At 70.7% G+C, this 13,566-nt stretch carries 16 protein-coding genes; 4 read left to right on the top strand and 12 right to left on the bottom strand.

Annotated elements, in window-relative coordinates:
• Positions 1-51: 51 nt before the first annotated feature.
• Positions 52-414, top strand: a complete 363-nt coding sequence (locus ACI2L1_RS41250) for an ATP-binding protein (RefSeq protein WP_404744607.1) — start codon at positions 52-54, stop codon at positions 412-414.
• A gap of 84 nt (positions 415-498) precedes the next feature.
• Here ACI2L1_RS41250 and ACI2L1_RS41245 read toward each other — a convergent pair whose 3' ends face one another.
• The 5 genes from ACI2L1_RS41245 to afsQ1 all read right to left on the bottom strand — a co-directional run bounded on the left by ACI2L1_RS41245 (position 499) and on the right by afsQ1 (position 4,333).
• On the bottom strand, positions 499-699 hold the full coding sequence (locus ACI2L1_RS41245) for a PspC domain-containing protein (protein WP_037718826.1): 201 nt from the start codon (positions 697-699) through the stop codon (positions 499-501).
• A gap of 96 nt (positions 700-795) precedes the next feature.
• Positions 796-1,344 carry a VanZ family protein gene (locus tag ACI2L1_RS41240; protein ID WP_404744606.1) on the bottom strand — a complete coding sequence of 183 codons (549 nt, stop codon included), beginning with the start codon at positions 1,342-1,344 and terminating at the stop codon, positions 796-798.
• 93 nt (positions 1,345-1,437) lie between these two features.
• Positions 1,438-2,082 (bottom strand): hypothetical protein, encoded by a 645-nt coding sequence (locus ACI2L1_RS41235; protein WP_404744605.1) that lies wholly within the window; start codon positions 2,080-2,082, stop codon positions 1,438-1,440.
• Positions 2,082-3,659 carry an ATP-binding protein gene (locus ACI2L1_RS41230; protein WP_404744604.1) on the bottom strand — a complete coding sequence of 526 codons (1,578 nt, stop codon included), beginning with the start codon at positions 3,657-3,659 and terminating at the stop codon, positions 2,082-2,084. Before ACI2L1_RS41230 ends, ACI2L1_RS41235 begins: the two co-directional genes overlap by 1 nt.
• Positions 3,656-4,333 carry a two-component system response regulator AfsQ1 gene (gene afsQ1, locus ACI2L1_RS41225; protein WP_362672993.1) on the bottom strand — a complete coding sequence of 226 codons (678 nt, stop codon included), beginning with the start codon at positions 4,331-4,333 and terminating at the stop codon, positions 3,656-3,658. Before afsQ1 ends, ACI2L1_RS41230 begins: the two co-directional genes overlap by 4 nt.
• A gap of 230 nt (positions 4,334-4,563) precedes the next feature.
• Here afsQ1 and ACI2L1_RS41220 point away from each other — a divergent pair, with 230 nt between their 5' ends.
• Positions 4,564-5,301 carry a SigE family RNA polymerase sigma factor gene (locus ACI2L1_RS41220; protein ID WP_404744603.1) on the top strand — a complete coding sequence of 246 codons (738 nt, stop codon included), beginning with the start codon at positions 4,564-4,566 and terminating at the stop codon, positions 5,299-5,301.
• A gap of 220 nt (positions 5,302-5,521) precedes the next feature.
• On the opposite strand, the gene ACI2L1_RS41215 is transcribed toward ACI2L1_RS41220, so the two are convergent.
• Positions 5,522-6,226, bottom strand: coding sequence for a uridine kinase (locus ACI2L1_RS41215; RefSeq protein WP_404744602.1), 705 nt, complete (start codon positions 6,224-6,226; stop codon positions 5,522-5,524).
• 60 nt (positions 6,227-6,286) lie between these two features.
• On the opposite strand from ACI2L1_RS41215, the gene ACI2L1_RS41210 reads away from it, so the two are divergent.
• Positions 6,287-6,679 carry a hypothetical protein gene (locus ACI2L1_RS41210; RefSeq protein WP_404744601.1) on the top strand — a complete coding sequence of 131 codons (393 nt, stop codon included), beginning with the start codon at positions 6,287-6,289 and terminating at the stop codon, positions 6,677-6,679.
• A 61-nt stretch (positions 6,680-6,740) separates the two neighbouring features.
• Here the strand turns inward: ACI2L1_RS41210 and ACI2L1_RS41205 are convergent, their stop codons facing one another.
• The 5 genes from ACI2L1_RS41205 to deoC all read right to left on the bottom strand — a co-directional run bounded on the left by ACI2L1_RS41205 (position 6,741) and on the right by deoC (position 10,629).
• On the bottom strand, positions 6,741-6,998 hold the full coding sequence (locus ACI2L1_RS41205) for a type II toxin-antitoxin system RelE/ParE family toxin (RefSeq protein WP_404744600.1): 258 nt from the start codon (positions 6,996-6,998) through the stop codon (positions 6,741-6,743).
• The gene (locus tag ACI2L1_RS41200; protein WP_133049980.1) at positions 6,995-7,249 is read right to left on the bottom strand and encodes a type II toxin-antitoxin system Phd/YefM family antitoxin; all 255 of its coding nucleotides are present in this window, start codon (positions 7,247-7,249) and stop codon (positions 6,995-6,997) included. Before ACI2L1_RS41200 ends, ACI2L1_RS41205 begins: the two co-directional genes overlap by 4 nt.
• Before the next feature lie 98 nt (positions 7,250-7,347).
• Positions 7,348-8,235: an aldehyde dehydrogenase family protein gene (locus ACI2L1_RS41195; RefSeq protein WP_404744599.1), complete on the bottom strand. Its 888-nt coding sequence runs from the start codon at positions 8,233-8,235 to the stop codon at positions 7,348-7,350.
• Positions 8,228-9,664 (bottom strand): aldehyde dehydrogenase family protein, encoded by a 1,437-nt coding sequence (locus ACI2L1_RS41190; protein WP_404744598.1) that lies wholly within the window; start codon positions 9,662-9,664, stop codon positions 8,228-8,230. The genes ACI2L1_RS41195 and ACI2L1_RS41190 overlap by 8 nt, the downstream gene beginning before the upstream one ends.
• A gap of 5 nt (positions 9,665-9,669) precedes the next feature.
• Positions 9,670-10,629, bottom strand: a complete 960-nt coding sequence (gene deoC, locus ACI2L1_RS41185) for a deoxyribose-phosphate aldolase (protein ID WP_404744626.1) — start codon at positions 10,627-10,629, stop codon at positions 9,670-9,672.
• 116 nt (positions 10,630-10,745) lie between these two features.
• On the opposite strand from deoC, the gene ACI2L1_RS41180 reads away from it, so the two are divergent.
• Complete coding sequence (locus tag ACI2L1_RS41180) at positions 10,746-11,417, top strand: PH domain-containing protein (protein WP_404744597.1); 672 nt, start codon at positions 10,746-10,748, stop codon at positions 11,415-11,417.
• A gap of 342 nt (positions 11,418-11,759) precedes the next feature.
• Here ACI2L1_RS41180 and ACI2L1_RS41175 read toward each other — a convergent pair whose 3' ends face one another.
• Positions 11,760-13,397, bottom strand: a complete 1,638-nt coding sequence (locus ACI2L1_RS41175) for a phospho-sugar mutase (RefSeq protein ID WP_404744596.1) — start codon at positions 13,395-13,397, stop codon at positions 11,760-11,762.
• Positions 13,398-13,566: the final 169 nt, after the last annotated feature.

The following is a 13,566-nucleotide window of genomic DNA, read 5'->3' as shown; positions in this document are numbered from 1 at the left end:
ACGGTCGTGGACCGCTCGCATCCCCATAAACCCATTTCGAGGACGTATTTAATGAAGCAGTCTGCTGCCAAGACCCTCGGTGTCGCCGCCCTCGGTGCCGCCTTCGCCGCCGCTGCCGCAGGAGCGGCGTCAGCCGCCGAAGCCGCTCCGGCGGTCCCGGACGCCACTCAGGCGCTCGGCTCCGTCGCCCAGGGGCTCCCCACCGGGAACGTCACCAAGGCGCTGCCGGGTGCCGGTGAGGCGCTGGCGCAGGCCCAGCCGACGCTCGGTGCGGGCCTGGCGGCCGCGCAGCCCGCCGTCGGGAAGGTCGTCGCCGACGGTCCGACCGCGCCCGTCGCCGGTCTCCTCGGCGGTCTGCCGGTCGGCAAGGCCCTGCCCGGCGGCACCGGCGTCCACGGCCTGCCGCTCGGCTGAGGCCCACCACCCCTCGTACGCGCCGGTGGGGCGCACCCCGTCGAACTCGGGGTGCGCCCCACCGGCGTACGCGCGCGAAGGCGGTTACCAGGCCGCCTGGGCCTTCTCCTCCGACGGGAACAGGATCCACAGCGCGATGTAGAGCAGGAACTGCGGGCCGGGCAGCAGGCAGGACACCAGGAAGATGACGCGCATGGTGGTCGCGGAGGTGCCGAAGCGCCGTGCCAGCGCGGCACACACGCCGCCGATCATGCGGCCGTTGGTGGGGCGGGCGAGGCGGGACATTGCGGCTCCTTCGTGAGCGTCGGTGGTCGCGGTCCGGATGACCGCCGTTTCCATCTGCCCTCAACGCTACGGAGACGAACGGCACAAAGCGTCGCTCTACGGTGCGATCCCGACCCTGGGAATCGTCGGGGTAAGACCCTGAGCCGGCTCCTCCTGGCGGACGGCGGTGCGCCGCCGGCGCTCGCTCCCGCGGCGGAGCCAGTAGCGTGCCGCCGGCACGACCGCGAGGTGCGCGAGGGCCACCCCGGCGGTGTTCAGGAGCAGCGAGTCGATGTCGACGACCTGGCCGGGGACACCGGTCTGGAGCAGCGCGATGCCCAGGGAGATCAGAGCGCCCGCGGCGGACGTACGGATCAGGGAGCCGAGCGGAGAGGCCCAGAGCCTGCCGTGCACCATCGGGAGCAGGACGCCGAGCGGGGCGAGCAGGGCCAGTCCCTCGCCGATCCGGCGGGCCGCCTCCTGCCAGCCGAGAGCGAGGTCGGCGCGGATGCCGGCCAGTGGGTGCAGGTTGGCCGGGACCACCCACGGCACGTCCAGCGGTCGTAGCGCGAACCAGGCGACGAACGCGAGGTGTGCGACGAGGAGGACACCCCCTGCCACACGGACGCGAAGGGCGGCACCGCCGCCGATGAAGCCTTGCTGCACGACCCCCTAGACGCCCCGCTCGGCACGATCGGTTCCGGAACACCCCGAGGTACCTGGGTGAGGTCTGCGCCACACGTGGTGGTCAGGCCCTCGTCAGCCGCCCGTCACCTCGCTCGACGGGGGCTGCTCACTGCCCGGCCGGGAGCGGACCTCGTCCGTGCAGTCGTAGCGGCGCAGGGGGGCGGTGCCCGGGCCGCCGAGGATGACGGAGCCGTCGCCCTCGGCCGCGGCCGAGTCGGAGAAGGTGCAGACGACCTGGGCGAGGGCGTGGGTGGAGAGCCCGGTGGGAGGGGTGCTCAGGCGCAGGGTGTCGTCGGGGTCGCCGGGGCGCGGTCCGCTCACGGTCATGCCGCCGCGTACGTACGTCGTGTAGCCGGCCTCGCGCTCGGCGGTCGACGGTGCCTCCGCGAGCTGGTCCAGGAGCCCTTGCGCGACCAGCACCCGCCGCTCGGAGTCCGCCGTGCCGTCCGGTACCCGCACGGTCCGGTCCACGGCCACCAGCGACGATCCGCACAGCAGGAACACCTGCACGGCCAGGCCCCGCGAGGCCTGCGCCGCCACATCCGGTTCGGACAGCGAACACCGCACCCGCGAGGGCGCGGGCCCGAAGTCGGTGGGCACCTCGGTGGACCGGATCCCGCAACCGGCGAGCAGCAGGCCGAGCAGGGGGAGCGCCAGCAGCCGACGTGCGTTCAGCGCGGCACGTGCCCGCCCCGGGTGCCGTCCATCCGTGTCCATCACGCGTCCCCCTTCTTCGCCCCGCCGTCGTCCTTCTTTGCCTCCAGGAGCTCCTCGGCGAGCGCCGAGGCGTCCCGGGGGATGCGCAGCGTGAACACCGCGCCCCCGTGGGGGGAGTTCGCTGCGGTGATCTCGCCGCCGTGGATGTGGGCGTTCTCCAGGGCGATGGAGAGACCGAGTCCACTGCCCTCGGAGCGGGGGCGGGAGGCGCTGGCCTTGTAGAAGCGGTCGAAGACATGGGGGAGGACGTCCTCGGGGATGCCGGGGCCACCGTCCTGTACGGCGATGACCATCTCGTCGGCCGCGGCCCGCACCGAGACCTTCACCGGCGAGCCGCCGTGCTTGAGCGCGTTGCCGATCAGGTTGGCCAGGATCACGTCGAGGCGGCGCGGGTCGAGGCGGGCGTGGATGCCGCGCTCGGCGTCCAGCTCCACCGCGTCCAGCCACGCGCGCGCGTCGATGCACGCGGTGATCTGGTCGGCGACGTCCACGTCGTCCAGGACCAGCCGGGCCGTTCCCGCGTCGAAGCGGGTGACCTCCATCAGGTTCTCGACCAGGTCGTTGAGGCGGCGTGTCTCGCTGACCACCAGGCGCACGGCCGGCTCGATCATCGGGTCCATCGAGCCGGACTCCGCCTCCAGCTCCTCCTCCAGGATCTCCGTCACGGCGGTGATCGCGGTGAGCGGTGTACGGAGCTCATGGCTCATGTCCGCCACGAACCGCCGGGAGGAGTCGTCGCGCGCGGCCATGTCGGCGACCCGTTTCTCCAGCGCCTCGGCCGCGTAGTTGAACGTCCGTGACAGATCGGCGAGTTCATCGGTGCCCGAGACCCTGAGCCGGGTGTCCAGCCTGCCCTCGCCGAGCCGCCGGGCGGCGACTCCCAGCCGGTGCACCGGCTTCAGTACGGTCGTCGCGGCGGCCTGCGCGAGCAGCGCCGAGCCGATCAGGGCGAGACCGGTGGCGATACCCAGCGACCAGGCAAGGGAGTTGAGGTCCTTGGCCTCCGGCTCCAGGGACTTGAGTATGTAACCCGTCGGGCCGCCGCCGATCACCCTCGTACCGGCGACCAGATACGGGGTGTCATGGTTCACGGTCCGCTGCCAGTACAGGTGATACGCGTACTTGTTGGCGGAGTCGACGGTCTGCTTCTCGTTCACCGCCTCGCGCAGTGACACCGGCACGTCCTGGAGGGTGAACCCGTCCAGGGCGCCCGAATTGCCGTACACCGTCTTGCCGCCCGCGTCGGTGGCGACGAGCAGCACGCTGAAGCGCTGGCTGCTGCCCGCCATCTGCCCGGCCGCCTGCTGGAGTTCGTCCTGCGTGGGCTCCTCCGGCAGCGCGCCCGCGCGGTTCTGCATCTCCTGCTGGAAGTCACGCAGCACCGCGTCCTGGGCGCGGGTGAGCACCGCCTCGCGGTTGAGCCAGTAGGCGATGCCGGACGCGGACACGGCGGCGGTCAGTGCGACCAGGCCGAAGACGACCACGAGACGCAGCCGCAGACTGGTGAAACGCAGCCGTGACCACACACTTTTGCGAGCCGCGAACCAGCCGCGGAGCCCCCCTTGTGCTTTGGTCACTGAGGCGTGTCCAGCCGGTAGCCCACGCCCCGCACGGTACGGATCAGCGTCGGGGACGACGGCACGTCCTCGACCTTGGCGCGCAGCCGCTGCACACAGGCGTCGACCAGGCGCGAGTCACCGAGGTAGTCGTGCTCCCAGACCAGGCGCAGCAACTGCTGGCGGGACAGCGCCTGGCCGGGCCGCCGGCTCAGCTCCAGGAGCAGCCGCAGCTCGGTCGGCGTGAGCTGGAGGTCCTCGCCGTTCTTCGTCACGGTCATGGCCGCGCGGTCGATGATCAGGCTGCCGAAGCTCGCCGCGTCGGTCGACTCGCGTTCCCCGCGCCTCAGTACGGCCCGGATCCGGGCGTCCAGCACCCGGCCCTGGATCGGTTTGACGACATAGTCGTCGGCGCCGGACTCCAGTCCGACGACGATGTCGATGTCGTCGCTGCGCGCGGTCAGCAGGATGATCGGCAACTGGTCCGTGCGCCGGATGCGCCGGCACACCTCGAACCCGTCGATACCGGGCAGCATGACATCCAGCACGATCAGGTCCGGCCGCTGCTCTCGCAGCAGCTGCAGGCCGTCCTCGCCGGTGGCAGCGGTGGCAACCCGGTGACCCTGGCGCGTGAGACTCAGCTCCAGGGCCGTACGGATGGCGTCGTCGTCCTCGATCAGCAACAGGGAAGGCACGGGCTCATTCTGGCCCATGGAGGGGGTGCGGTTCGACCTGTGGGGATACGGCAGTCCGTACGGCACCCATCCATGGGTCCGCTGTGCAATTCCTGAGACGGACCCCTGTGACAGGTCTGTGACAGTCGGCGGACACGGTCATGAAGGTGCGAGGGCAAGCTTTTCGGCACGGGCAAGGAAGCACCGCCCGGAAAGACCGAACACCGGAAGTCCACGACGGGGGGCGCGAGATGAACACGCTGCACAGCACCAGCACCAGCGCAGTGGTCACGCGGCTGCACGACGTGACCCGGGGTTCCGAGAAGTCCGGTGCAGTGAGCGGGCGGGGGTGCGCTCGCGGCACCGGGCGTCAGCACACCGGGTACATGTCGGTGGTTGACACCTTCACGGGGGAATCGCACGGGGGACCGTCGTACAGGGAGGGCACGGGGGAGCGCCGTTCGCTGTCGGAGGCGGAGTTCACCGCCTACGTCCAGGAGCGCCGCGCCTCTCTGTACGCCACCGCGTACCACCTGACCGGGGACCGCTTCGAGGCCGAGGACCTGCTGCAGAGCGCGCTGTTCTCGACGTACAAGGCATGGGACCGGATCAGTGACAAGGCCGCGGTGGGGGGCTACCTGCGCCGCACCATGACGAACCTGCACATCAGCGCGTGGCGCCGCCGCAAGCTGAACGAATACCCGACCGAGGAGCTGCCGGAGACGCCCGGCGACACGGACGCGATGCGCGGCACGGAACTGCGCGCGGTCCTGTGGCAGGCGCTCGCCCGGCTCCCCGAACTCCAGCGCACGATGCTGGTCCTCCGGTACTACGAGGGCCGCACCGACCCGGAGATCGCGGAGATCCTCGACATCAGTGTCGGCACGGTGAAGTCCAGCATCTGGCGGTCGCTCCGCCGGCTGCGCGAGGACGAGGTCCTCAGCTTCGGCCGTGACGAGGAGAGCGCCTTCGGGGAGCTCGTCGCCTGAGGGTGGGGGAAAGCAAGGAGCGGGGGTCCGGGTACCGGCTGGGGGGCCGGTACCCGGGCGGGGGATCAACGGGGGTCACGGGGGACCGACGGGGATACGGGGGAGCACCACATCGGGGGGAAGCACCACATCGGGGGGAGCACCAAGGAGCGGGACTGGAGGGCCGGGGGGTCCGTCCAGTCCCGCTTCTGTATGTGCGCGGCCAGGCCGTTCAGGTCGCTCAGGCCGCCGGAGTCGTCGCCGGCATACGGCCCGCCGCGGCGGCGGAGAGGCGGCCGAGGGCCTCGTCCTTGTCGCAGCGGTGGGCGCCCAGCGCGGTCTGGCGGGCGATGATCGAGCGTTCCAGGCGCATCAGGCGCCAGCCGCGCCGCAGCAGGAAGGGGACCGACTTGCGGCCCTCGCGAAGGTCCCGCAGGAACCGGCGGCGGAACGTGCGCACCGGACCCCGGCTCAGGCACAGCGCGTCGGCCAGCACGCCGAGTTCACGGCAGCGGGTGACGATCTCGGCGGCGAAGATGCCCTCCGCGATGAACAGCGGGGTCCGGCCCATCTCGACCGCCTCCTCGCCGGTGCGGGCGCTCAGCGAGATGTCGTAGACGGGGATCTTCGTACGGCCCGTGCGGCACAGTTCCACGATCGCCGTCACCGCGGTGTCCGCGTCCCACGACCCGGGGTGGTCCCAGTCGATGTCGGAGCTCCCCGTCACCAGCGGCAGCGTCGGGTCGTCGCCCTCCTTGTAGAAGTCGTCGAGCCTGAGCACCGGGAGGCCGGAGCGGGCCGAGAGGAGGGACTTGCCGGAGCCGGAGGGGCCGCAGAGCAGCACGACTCGCGTCGGTATGGCCGGTTGGGAACTCACGGGACACCAGTGTGAGGCATTCACCCGCTGTTCATCGACCCCGCGGGTCGGCTTTGAAGCCTGCGTCACACCTCAACTACCCTTCGTGTCGACCTGATTACCCCTTGTACGGAGAAGGTGGCAGAAACAATGGCCCGACACGAGACTCCGACCGCCCAGCGCGCACTGGTCGCCCTTGCGACCGCGGGAGTGGCGCTCGGCGCCGGCGCGACGGCGGCCTCCGCCGCGGAACCGGTCGCCGACGTGGTGCGCACGCGGCCGACCTCGCTGGGGAACATCGACCCTCACGCCGGGCTCCAGGGCCTCACGTCGACCGTCGGCCACGTCACCGGCCCGGTCGCCGGCCTCAAGCCGAACCCGTTGGCGGGGACGGGAGCCGACCCGCTGGACAACGGGGTCAGTACGCAGCTCGCCGACTTCCAGCCGCTGGCCACGCAGGCGCTGACGGGACCGGTGGCTCAGGCACAGTCGATCGGGAGCGTGCCTGTGGCGGGGCAGGTTGCGGGGTTGCTGAACGGCTGATGGCGGGTCAGTCGGAGAGCCGCGCCTCCCGGGCGATGGGAGGCGCGGCTCTCGGTTTCGGTCAGGCGGTGCGGCCGAGGTGGGTGACCATGATGTGGATGTGGATCACCTCGTTGTCGATGACGTACAGGACCCGGTAGTCGCCGACGCGGAGGCGGCGGATGTCGGGTGGCCCGTACGGAGTCGACGCCGTCGGACGGGGGTCGTCGGCCAGTTTGTCGATGGTGTCGAGGACCACGGCGAGGCCGCTCGGATCTTCCTTCAAAAACCGCGCCGCCGAGTCGAGGGCCTGCGGCTCGAAGACGATCTCGTACTTCACTGCTGTTCGAGCCCCAGTCGACGACGAACCTCGGCCATCGGGATGCCGGGTCCGAGAGTCCCCTCTGCCTTGCGTCGCTGGTAGTCCGCCACGGCCAGGGCGTCTTCGAAGTCCTCTATCACCTGTGGCGATACGAGGAGGGCGGCCACGTGTCCGTGGTCGGTGAGGGCGATGGTCTCGCGGCCGTGGGCGGCGCGGCGGACCAGGTCGCCGAGCTGGGAGCGGGCGGCGCTGATGGCGATCTCAACCATGTGCACATGGTGGCACGAGGTTACTCTTGTGGGCAATTTGAAGAGCCGCGTCTCCCCGGACGTCGGGGAGACGCGGCTCTCCGATATCAGGGCCGCTGTCAGTACGCCGAGCCCGACGCCCCCAGGGAACCCGTCGGGTGCCAGACCGTCTTCGTCTCCAGGAACGTCGTCATGCGGTCGATTCCCGGTGCCGCCGTCCAGTCGTCCACAGGCTGTGGACGCAGGACTCGCTTCAGGTTGTCCGCCGCCGCGATCTCCAGTTCCTTGGCCAGGACCTCGTCCGCGCCCGCCAGGTCGATCGCGTTGACGTCCTGGTGGGAGGCGAGGGGGGTCGCGATCTCCGCCGTGCGGCCCGACAGGACGTTGACCACGCCTCCGGGGACGTCCGACGTGGCCAGGACCTCGCCCAACGACAGCGCCGGGAGCGGCAACCTCTCGCTCGCCACCAGCACAGCGGTGTTGCCCGTGGCGATCACCGGGGCCAGCACCGAGACCAGGCCCAGGAACGACGACTCCTGCGGGGCCAGGACGGCCACCACGCCGGTCGGCTCGGGGGAGGACAGGTTGAAGTACGGGCCCGCGACCGGGTTTCCGCCGCCGACCACCTGGGCGATCTTGTCGGTCCAGCCCGCGTACCAGACCCAGCGGTCGATCGTTGCCTCGACCTGCTCGGCCGCCCTGGACTTCGACAGGCCCTCCGCGTCGGCCACCTCGCGGACGAACTGCGCCTTACGGCCCTCCAGCATCTCCGCGACGCGGTAGAGGACCTGGCCGCGGTTGTACGCCGTCGCGCCGGACCAGCCACCGAACGCCTTACGGGCGGCCACGACCGCGTCACGGGCGTCCTTGCGGGAGGACTGGGGTGCGTTGGCCAGCCACTTGCCCTTTGCGTCGGTCACCTCGTACACCCGGCCGCTCTCGGAACGCGGGAACTTCCCGCCGACGTACAGCTTGTAGGTCTTCAGCACGGAAAGTCGGTCAGACATCGAGGTACGCCTCCAGGCCGTGGCGGCCGCCCTCGCGGCCGAAGCCCGACTCCTTGTACCCGCCGAACGGCGAGGTCGGGTCGAACTTGTTGAACGTGTTGGACCAGACGACGCCCGCGCGCAACTTGTTCGCCACGGCGAGGATCCTGGACCCCTTCTCGGTCCAGATGCCCGCCGACAGGCCGTACGGGGTGTTGTTCGCCTTGGCGACCGCCTCGTCGGGCGTACGGAAGGTCAGGACCGACAGCACCGGGCCGAAGATCTCGTCCCTCGCGATGGTGTGCGCCTGGGTGACGTTGGTGAAGAGCGTCGGGGCGAACCAGTAGCCGGAGGCGGGGAGTTCGCACTCCGGGGACCAGGGCTCGGCGCCCTCGGCCGTACCCTTCTCGACCAGCGAGGTGATCCGCGAGAGCTGTTCGGCGGAGTTGATCGCGCCGATGTCGGTGTTCTTGTCGAGCGGGTCGCCGAGGCGCAGGGTGGACAGGCGGCGCTTGAGGGAGTCAAGGAGTTCGTCCTGGATCGACTCCTGGACCAGCAGGCGGGAGCCCGCGCAGCAGACCTGGCCCTGGTTGAAGAAGATGCCGTTGACGATGCCCTCGACGGCCTGGTCGATCGGGGCGTCGTCGAAGACGATGTTGGCGCCCTTGCCGCCCAGTTCCAGGGTGACCTTCTTGCGCGTGCCCGCGACGGTCCGCGCGATCTCCTTGCCTACGGCCGTGGAGCCGGTGAAGGCCACCTTGTCGACGTCCGGGTGCGCGACGAGCGTGGCGCCCGTGCCGCCGTAGCCCGGAAGGATGTTGACGACACCCTTGGGCAGGCCGGCCTGGCGGCAGATGTCCGCGAAGAAGAGGGCGGAGAGGGGGGTTGTCTCGGCGGGCTTCAACACCACCGTGTTGCCGGTGGCGAGTGCGGGCGCGATCTTCCACGCCAGCATCAGGAGCGGGAAGTTCCAGGGGATGACCTGGCCGGCCACGCCGAGCGGCTTGGGGCTCGTGCCGAACCCGGCGTGCTCCAGCTTGTCGGCCCAGCCCGCGTAGTAGAAGAAGTGCGCGGCGACCAGCGGGAGGTCGGCGTCCCTCGTCTCCTTGATCGGCTTGCCGTTGTCCAGGGTTTCCAGGACGGCGAGCTCGCGGCTGCGCTCCTGGATGATCCGGGCGATGCGGAACAGGTACTTGGCGCGCTCGGAGCCGGGCAGCGCCGACCACTTCTCGAAGGCCTTGCGGGCGGCCTGTACGGCACGGTCGACGTCCGCCTCGCCCGCCTGGGCGATCTCGGACAGCACCTCCTCGGAGCTCGGGCTGACCGTCTTGAAGACCTTGCCGTCGGCCGCCTCCACGAACTCGCCGTCGATGAAGAGGCCGTAGGAGGGGGCGATGTCCACGACCGAGCGGGACTCGGGTGCCGGGGCGTATTCGAATGCAGATGCCATGTGGATCAGTCCACCGTCACGTAGTCGGGGCCGGAGTAACGGCCGGTGGCCAGCTTCTGACGCTGCATCAGCAGGTCGTTCAGGAGCGAGGAGGCGCCGAAGCGGAACCAGTGGTTGTCCAGCCAGTCCTCGCCGACGGTCTCGTTGACCAGCACGAGAAACTTGATCGCGTCCTTGGTCGTACGGATGCCACCGGCGGGCTTCACGCCCACCTGTACGCCGGTCTGCGCACGGAAGTCGCGCACCGCTTCCAGCATAAGGAGGGTGTTCGCGGGCGTGGCGTTGACGGCGACCTTGCCGGTGGACGTCTTGATGAAGTCCGCGCCCGCCAGCATGCCGAGCCAGCTCGCGCGGCGGATGTTGTCGTACGTCGACAGCTCGCCGGTCTCGAAGATGACCTTCAGCCGGGCGGCGGTCCCGCAGGCCTCGCGCACGGCGACGATCTCGTCGTACACCTTCATGTACCTGCCCGCGAGGAACGCCCCGCGGTCGATGACCATGTCGACCTCGTCGGCACCGGCGGCCACGGCGTCGCGCACGTCGGCCAGCTTCACGTCGAGCGCGGCGCGGCCGGCCGGGAAGGCGGTGGCCACGGAGGCGACCTTGACGCCGGAACCGGCGACGGCCTCCTTGGCGACGGCCACCATGTCGGGATAGACGCAGACCGCGGCCGTGGCGGGGGTCGTACGGTCCGTCGGGTCGGGGCGGACCGCCTTGGCGCCGAGCGCCCGGACCTTGCCCGGGGTGTCCGCGCCTTCCAGCGTCGTCAGGTCGACCATCGAGATGGCGAGGTCGATGGCGTACGCCTTCGCGGTCGTCTTGATGGAACGCGTACCGAGCGAGGCGGCACGCGCCTCCAGGCCGACCGCGTCCACGCCGGGCAGCCCGTGAAGGAACCGGCGCAGCGTGCTGTCGGACGCGGTCACGTCCGTGAGCGGGTGTGCGGCTGATGCAATGGTGGACATGGTCACCAGACGAGCATATCTACGCGCGTAGCGGCTGTACAGGGGGCCGGTGGGCTCACCTGCAACGGGGCGGGACTGCACGAACACTCTTACCGGCGGCGCTTAGGATCGCGAACATGACGACCGCACCCCCGGAATCCCCGGACCGTATCTACCGCTCACCCATGGCGCTGATCGGCGGCTTCCTCCTCCTCGTCATCATCGGCTGGCTCGGCATCGACGCGGTCTTCTCCGGCACCGGCCGCACCCCCTGGCTGGCCCTCGCCGCCCTGATCCTGGTCGTACCGCTGGTGATCGCCTTCACCCTCCGCCCGGCCGTCTTCGCGAACAACGACCGGCTGCGCATCCGCAACCCCTTCCGCGTGATCGTCGTGCCGTGGGGCGAGGTCGAGATGTTCCGTTCCGGCTACTCGAACGAGGTGTTCGTCAAGTCCGGCACCAAGTTCCAGCTGTGGGCGATCCCGGTCTCCCTGCGCGGCCGCAAGAAGGCGGCACGGCAGACGGCACGGCAGTCGGCCCGGCCGTCCGACGCCCGCGGTTCCGGCCGGGGGCTCGGCCTGTTCGGCGGCGGGATGCAGGCGGACGGCTTCGGCGGCCGTACGCCCGTCCCGGAGGGCCCCGCCCGGGCCGAGACCGACAGGATCATGGACGAACTGCGCGAGCTGCTGGAAGCCCGGGGGAAGGCGGAGACCTCCCGGGGTGAGGTTTCTGTGCGGTGGGCTTATGAGATCGCGGGGCCTGCGGTGGCTGGGGCGGTGCTTTTGGCAATTCTGGCGGCTGTGGGGTAGCGCCTCGGGGGATTCCGACATCCCGTCCCGACGCCCCATGCCGACGCCCACTGCGCCGCCAGGACCGGCCGGACGCCGTGGTGCTGTCGGGTGGGTCCCAGAGGGAGAGCATCACGAGACCCAGGACGTGTACGCCGACGTAGGCGATGGGGGTCTGTGCGAGGGCCGGGACGCGGCGGCGGGGGCCTCCGGGGCGGTGGCCGCGCGGTTCGGTGTCGGCCTGACGGTGGTCGAGGACACGGTGACGGGGCCCCAGAAGTCCTGCGTAAATCACCCGATGGGGTGCCGGGTGTGGCCGAGGGGTGAGGTGAGGGGCGATCCGGACGTGGGCCGCCCCTCGGTTCAGATACCGGCTGCGGTCGACAGGTCCTGCTTGAGCGTGGTCAGCAGGTCGGCCGCCCTGGTGCGGGCCGCCGGAAGGTCCGCGTGTGCGGCCACCGGGATCACCACTTCCAGATAGCACTTCAGCTTCGGCTCGGTGCCGCTCGGGCGGACGATGACCCGGGCGCCGTCCAGCGTGTAGCGCAGGCCGTCGGTGGGCGGGAGCTTGTCCGTGCCCTGCGTGAGGTCCTCCGCCTTGGTGATCGCGAGGCCCGCGAGCTCGGTCGGGGGGTGCTCGCGGAGCTGCTCCATCGCGCGGGCGATGACCGACAGGTCCTCGACGCGGACGGAGAGCTGGTCCGTCGCATGGAGGCCGTGTTCCACGGCGATGTCGTCGAGGAGGTCGGGGAGCGTGCGGCCCTGTTCCTTGAGCTCCGAGGCGAGTTCCGTGATGAGGAGGGCCGCGGTGATGCCGTCCTTGTCGCGTACGCCCTCGGGGTCCACGCAGTAGCCGAGGGCCTCCTCGTAGCCGTAGCGGAGACCGTCCACCCTGGCGATCCACTTGAAGCCGGTGAGGGTCTCCTCGTAGGGGAGGTTCGCCTTCTCGGCGATTCTGCCGAGGAGGGAGGAGGAGACGATCGACTCGGCGAACGTGCCCTTTGCTCCGCGGTGCACGAGGTGGGTGGCGAGGAGGGCGCCCACCTCGTCGCCGCTGAGCATGCGCCAGGTGCCGTTCTCCCTATCCCTGACGGCCACCGCGCAGCGGTCCGCGTCGGGGTCGTTCGCGATGATCAGGTCGGGGTTCGTCTCGGTGGCCTTCGCGAAGGCCAGGTCCATCGCGCCGGGCTCTTCCGGGTTGGGGAAGGCAACGGTCGGGAAGTCGGGGTCGGGGTCGGCCTGTTCGGCGACGAGTTCCGGGGTGGGGAAGCCGGCGCGGGCGAAGGCGGCGAGGAGGGTGTCCTTGCCGACGCCGTGCATCGCGGTGTAGACGGTGCGGGCGGTGCGGGGGGAGTTCTTCGCGAGTACGGCGTCGGTGCGGGCCAGGTAGGCGGCGAGGACCTCGTCGCCGAGGGTCTGCCAGCCGGTGTCCGGGCGGGGGACGTCGTTGAGGCTCGCGATCGCTTCGATCTCGGCGGCGATCTCCGCGTCGGCGGGCGGGACGATCTGGGAGCCGTCGCCGAGGTAGACCTTGTAGCCGTTGTCGCGGGGTGGGTTGTGGCTGGCGGTGACCTCCACGCCGGCCACCGCGCCGAGGTGCCGTATGGCGAACGCCAGGACGGGTGTGGGGAGGGGGCGGGGGAGGACCGCTGCCCTGAGGCCTGCGCCGGTCATCACTGCGGCGGTGTCCCTGGCGAAGTCCTCTGATTTGTGGCGGGCGTCGTAGCCGATGACTACGAGGCCGTCGGTGGTGTCCTGTTTTTTCAGGTACGCGGCGAGGCCGGCGGCGGCTCGGATGACGACCGTGCGGTTCATGCGCTGGGGGCCGGCGCCGAGTTCGCCGCGGAGGCCGGCGGTGCCGAACTGGAGGGTGCCGCTGAAGCGGGCGGTGAGTTCGGTGACGTCTCCGGCGTCGATGAGCTTGGCGAGCTCGTCGCGGGTGTCCGGGTCGGGGTCCTCGGCGAGCCAGGTCCTGGCGCGGGCGATGAGGTCGTCTTGCACGGGGGCAGCCTCTCGTTGTGTGCCGGGTGCCTGCGGCGGCCTGTGCGGGTTCGGTGGGGGCGGGTGTTTTGCGCAGTTCCCCGCGCCCCTTATATGCCTGCGGCGGCCTGTGCGGCTCCGGTGGGGGTTTGTGTAGCGCGTCGGGTTCGGTGGGTGGGGCGGGGCCGGG

Origin of the sequence: Streptomyces sp. NPDC019531 (assembly GCF_044903305.1) — a bacterium.
GTDB lineage: Bacteria > Actinomycetota > Actinomycetes > Streptomycetales > Streptomycetaceae > Streptomyces.
This window is presented reverse-complemented; position numbering and strand designations above follow the sequence as displayed.

Bases quoted from the DNA above. Each gene is read 5' to 3' on its own strand.
- ACI2L1_RS41250 (WP_404744607.1), top strand. From the start codon at position 52: ATGAAGCAGTCTGCTGCCAAGACCCTCGGTGTCGCCGCCCTCGGTGCC.
- ACI2L1_RS41245 (WP_037718826.1), bottom strand. From the start codon at position 699: ATGTCCCGCCTCGCCCGCCCCACCAACGGCCGCATGATCGGCGGCGTG.
- ACI2L1_RS41235 (WP_404744605.1), bottom strand. From the start codon at position 2,082: ATGGACACGGATGGACGGCACCCGGGGCGGGCACGTGCCGCGCTGAAC.
- ACI2L1_RS41220 (WP_404744603.1), top strand. From the start codon at position 4,564: ATGAACACGCTGCACAGCACCAGCACCAGCGCAGTGGTCACGCGGCTG.
- ACI2L1_RS41210 (WP_404744601.1), top strand. From the start codon at position 6,287: ATGGCCCGACACGAGACTCCGACCGCCCAGCGCGCACTGGTCGCCCTT.
- ACI2L1_RS41200 (WP_133049980.1), bottom strand. From the start codon at position 7,249: ATGGTTGAGATCGCCATCAGCGCCGCCCGCTCCCAGCTCGGCGACCTG.
- ACI2L1_RS41195 (WP_404744599.1), bottom strand. From the start codon at position 8,235: ATGTCTGACCGACTTTCCGTGCTGAAGACCTACAAGCTGTACGTCGGC.
- ACI2L1_RS41190 (WP_404744598.1), bottom strand. From the start codon at position 9,664: ATGGCATCTGCATTCGAATACGCCCCGGCACCCGAGTCCCGCTCGGTC.
- deoC (WP_404744626.1), bottom strand. From the start codon at position 10,629: ATGTCCACCATTGCATCAGCCGCACACCCGCTCACGGACGTGACCGCG.
- ACI2L1_RS41180 (WP_404744597.1), top strand. From the start codon at position 10,746: ATGACGACCGCACCCCCGGAATCCCCGGACCGTATCTACCGCTCACCC.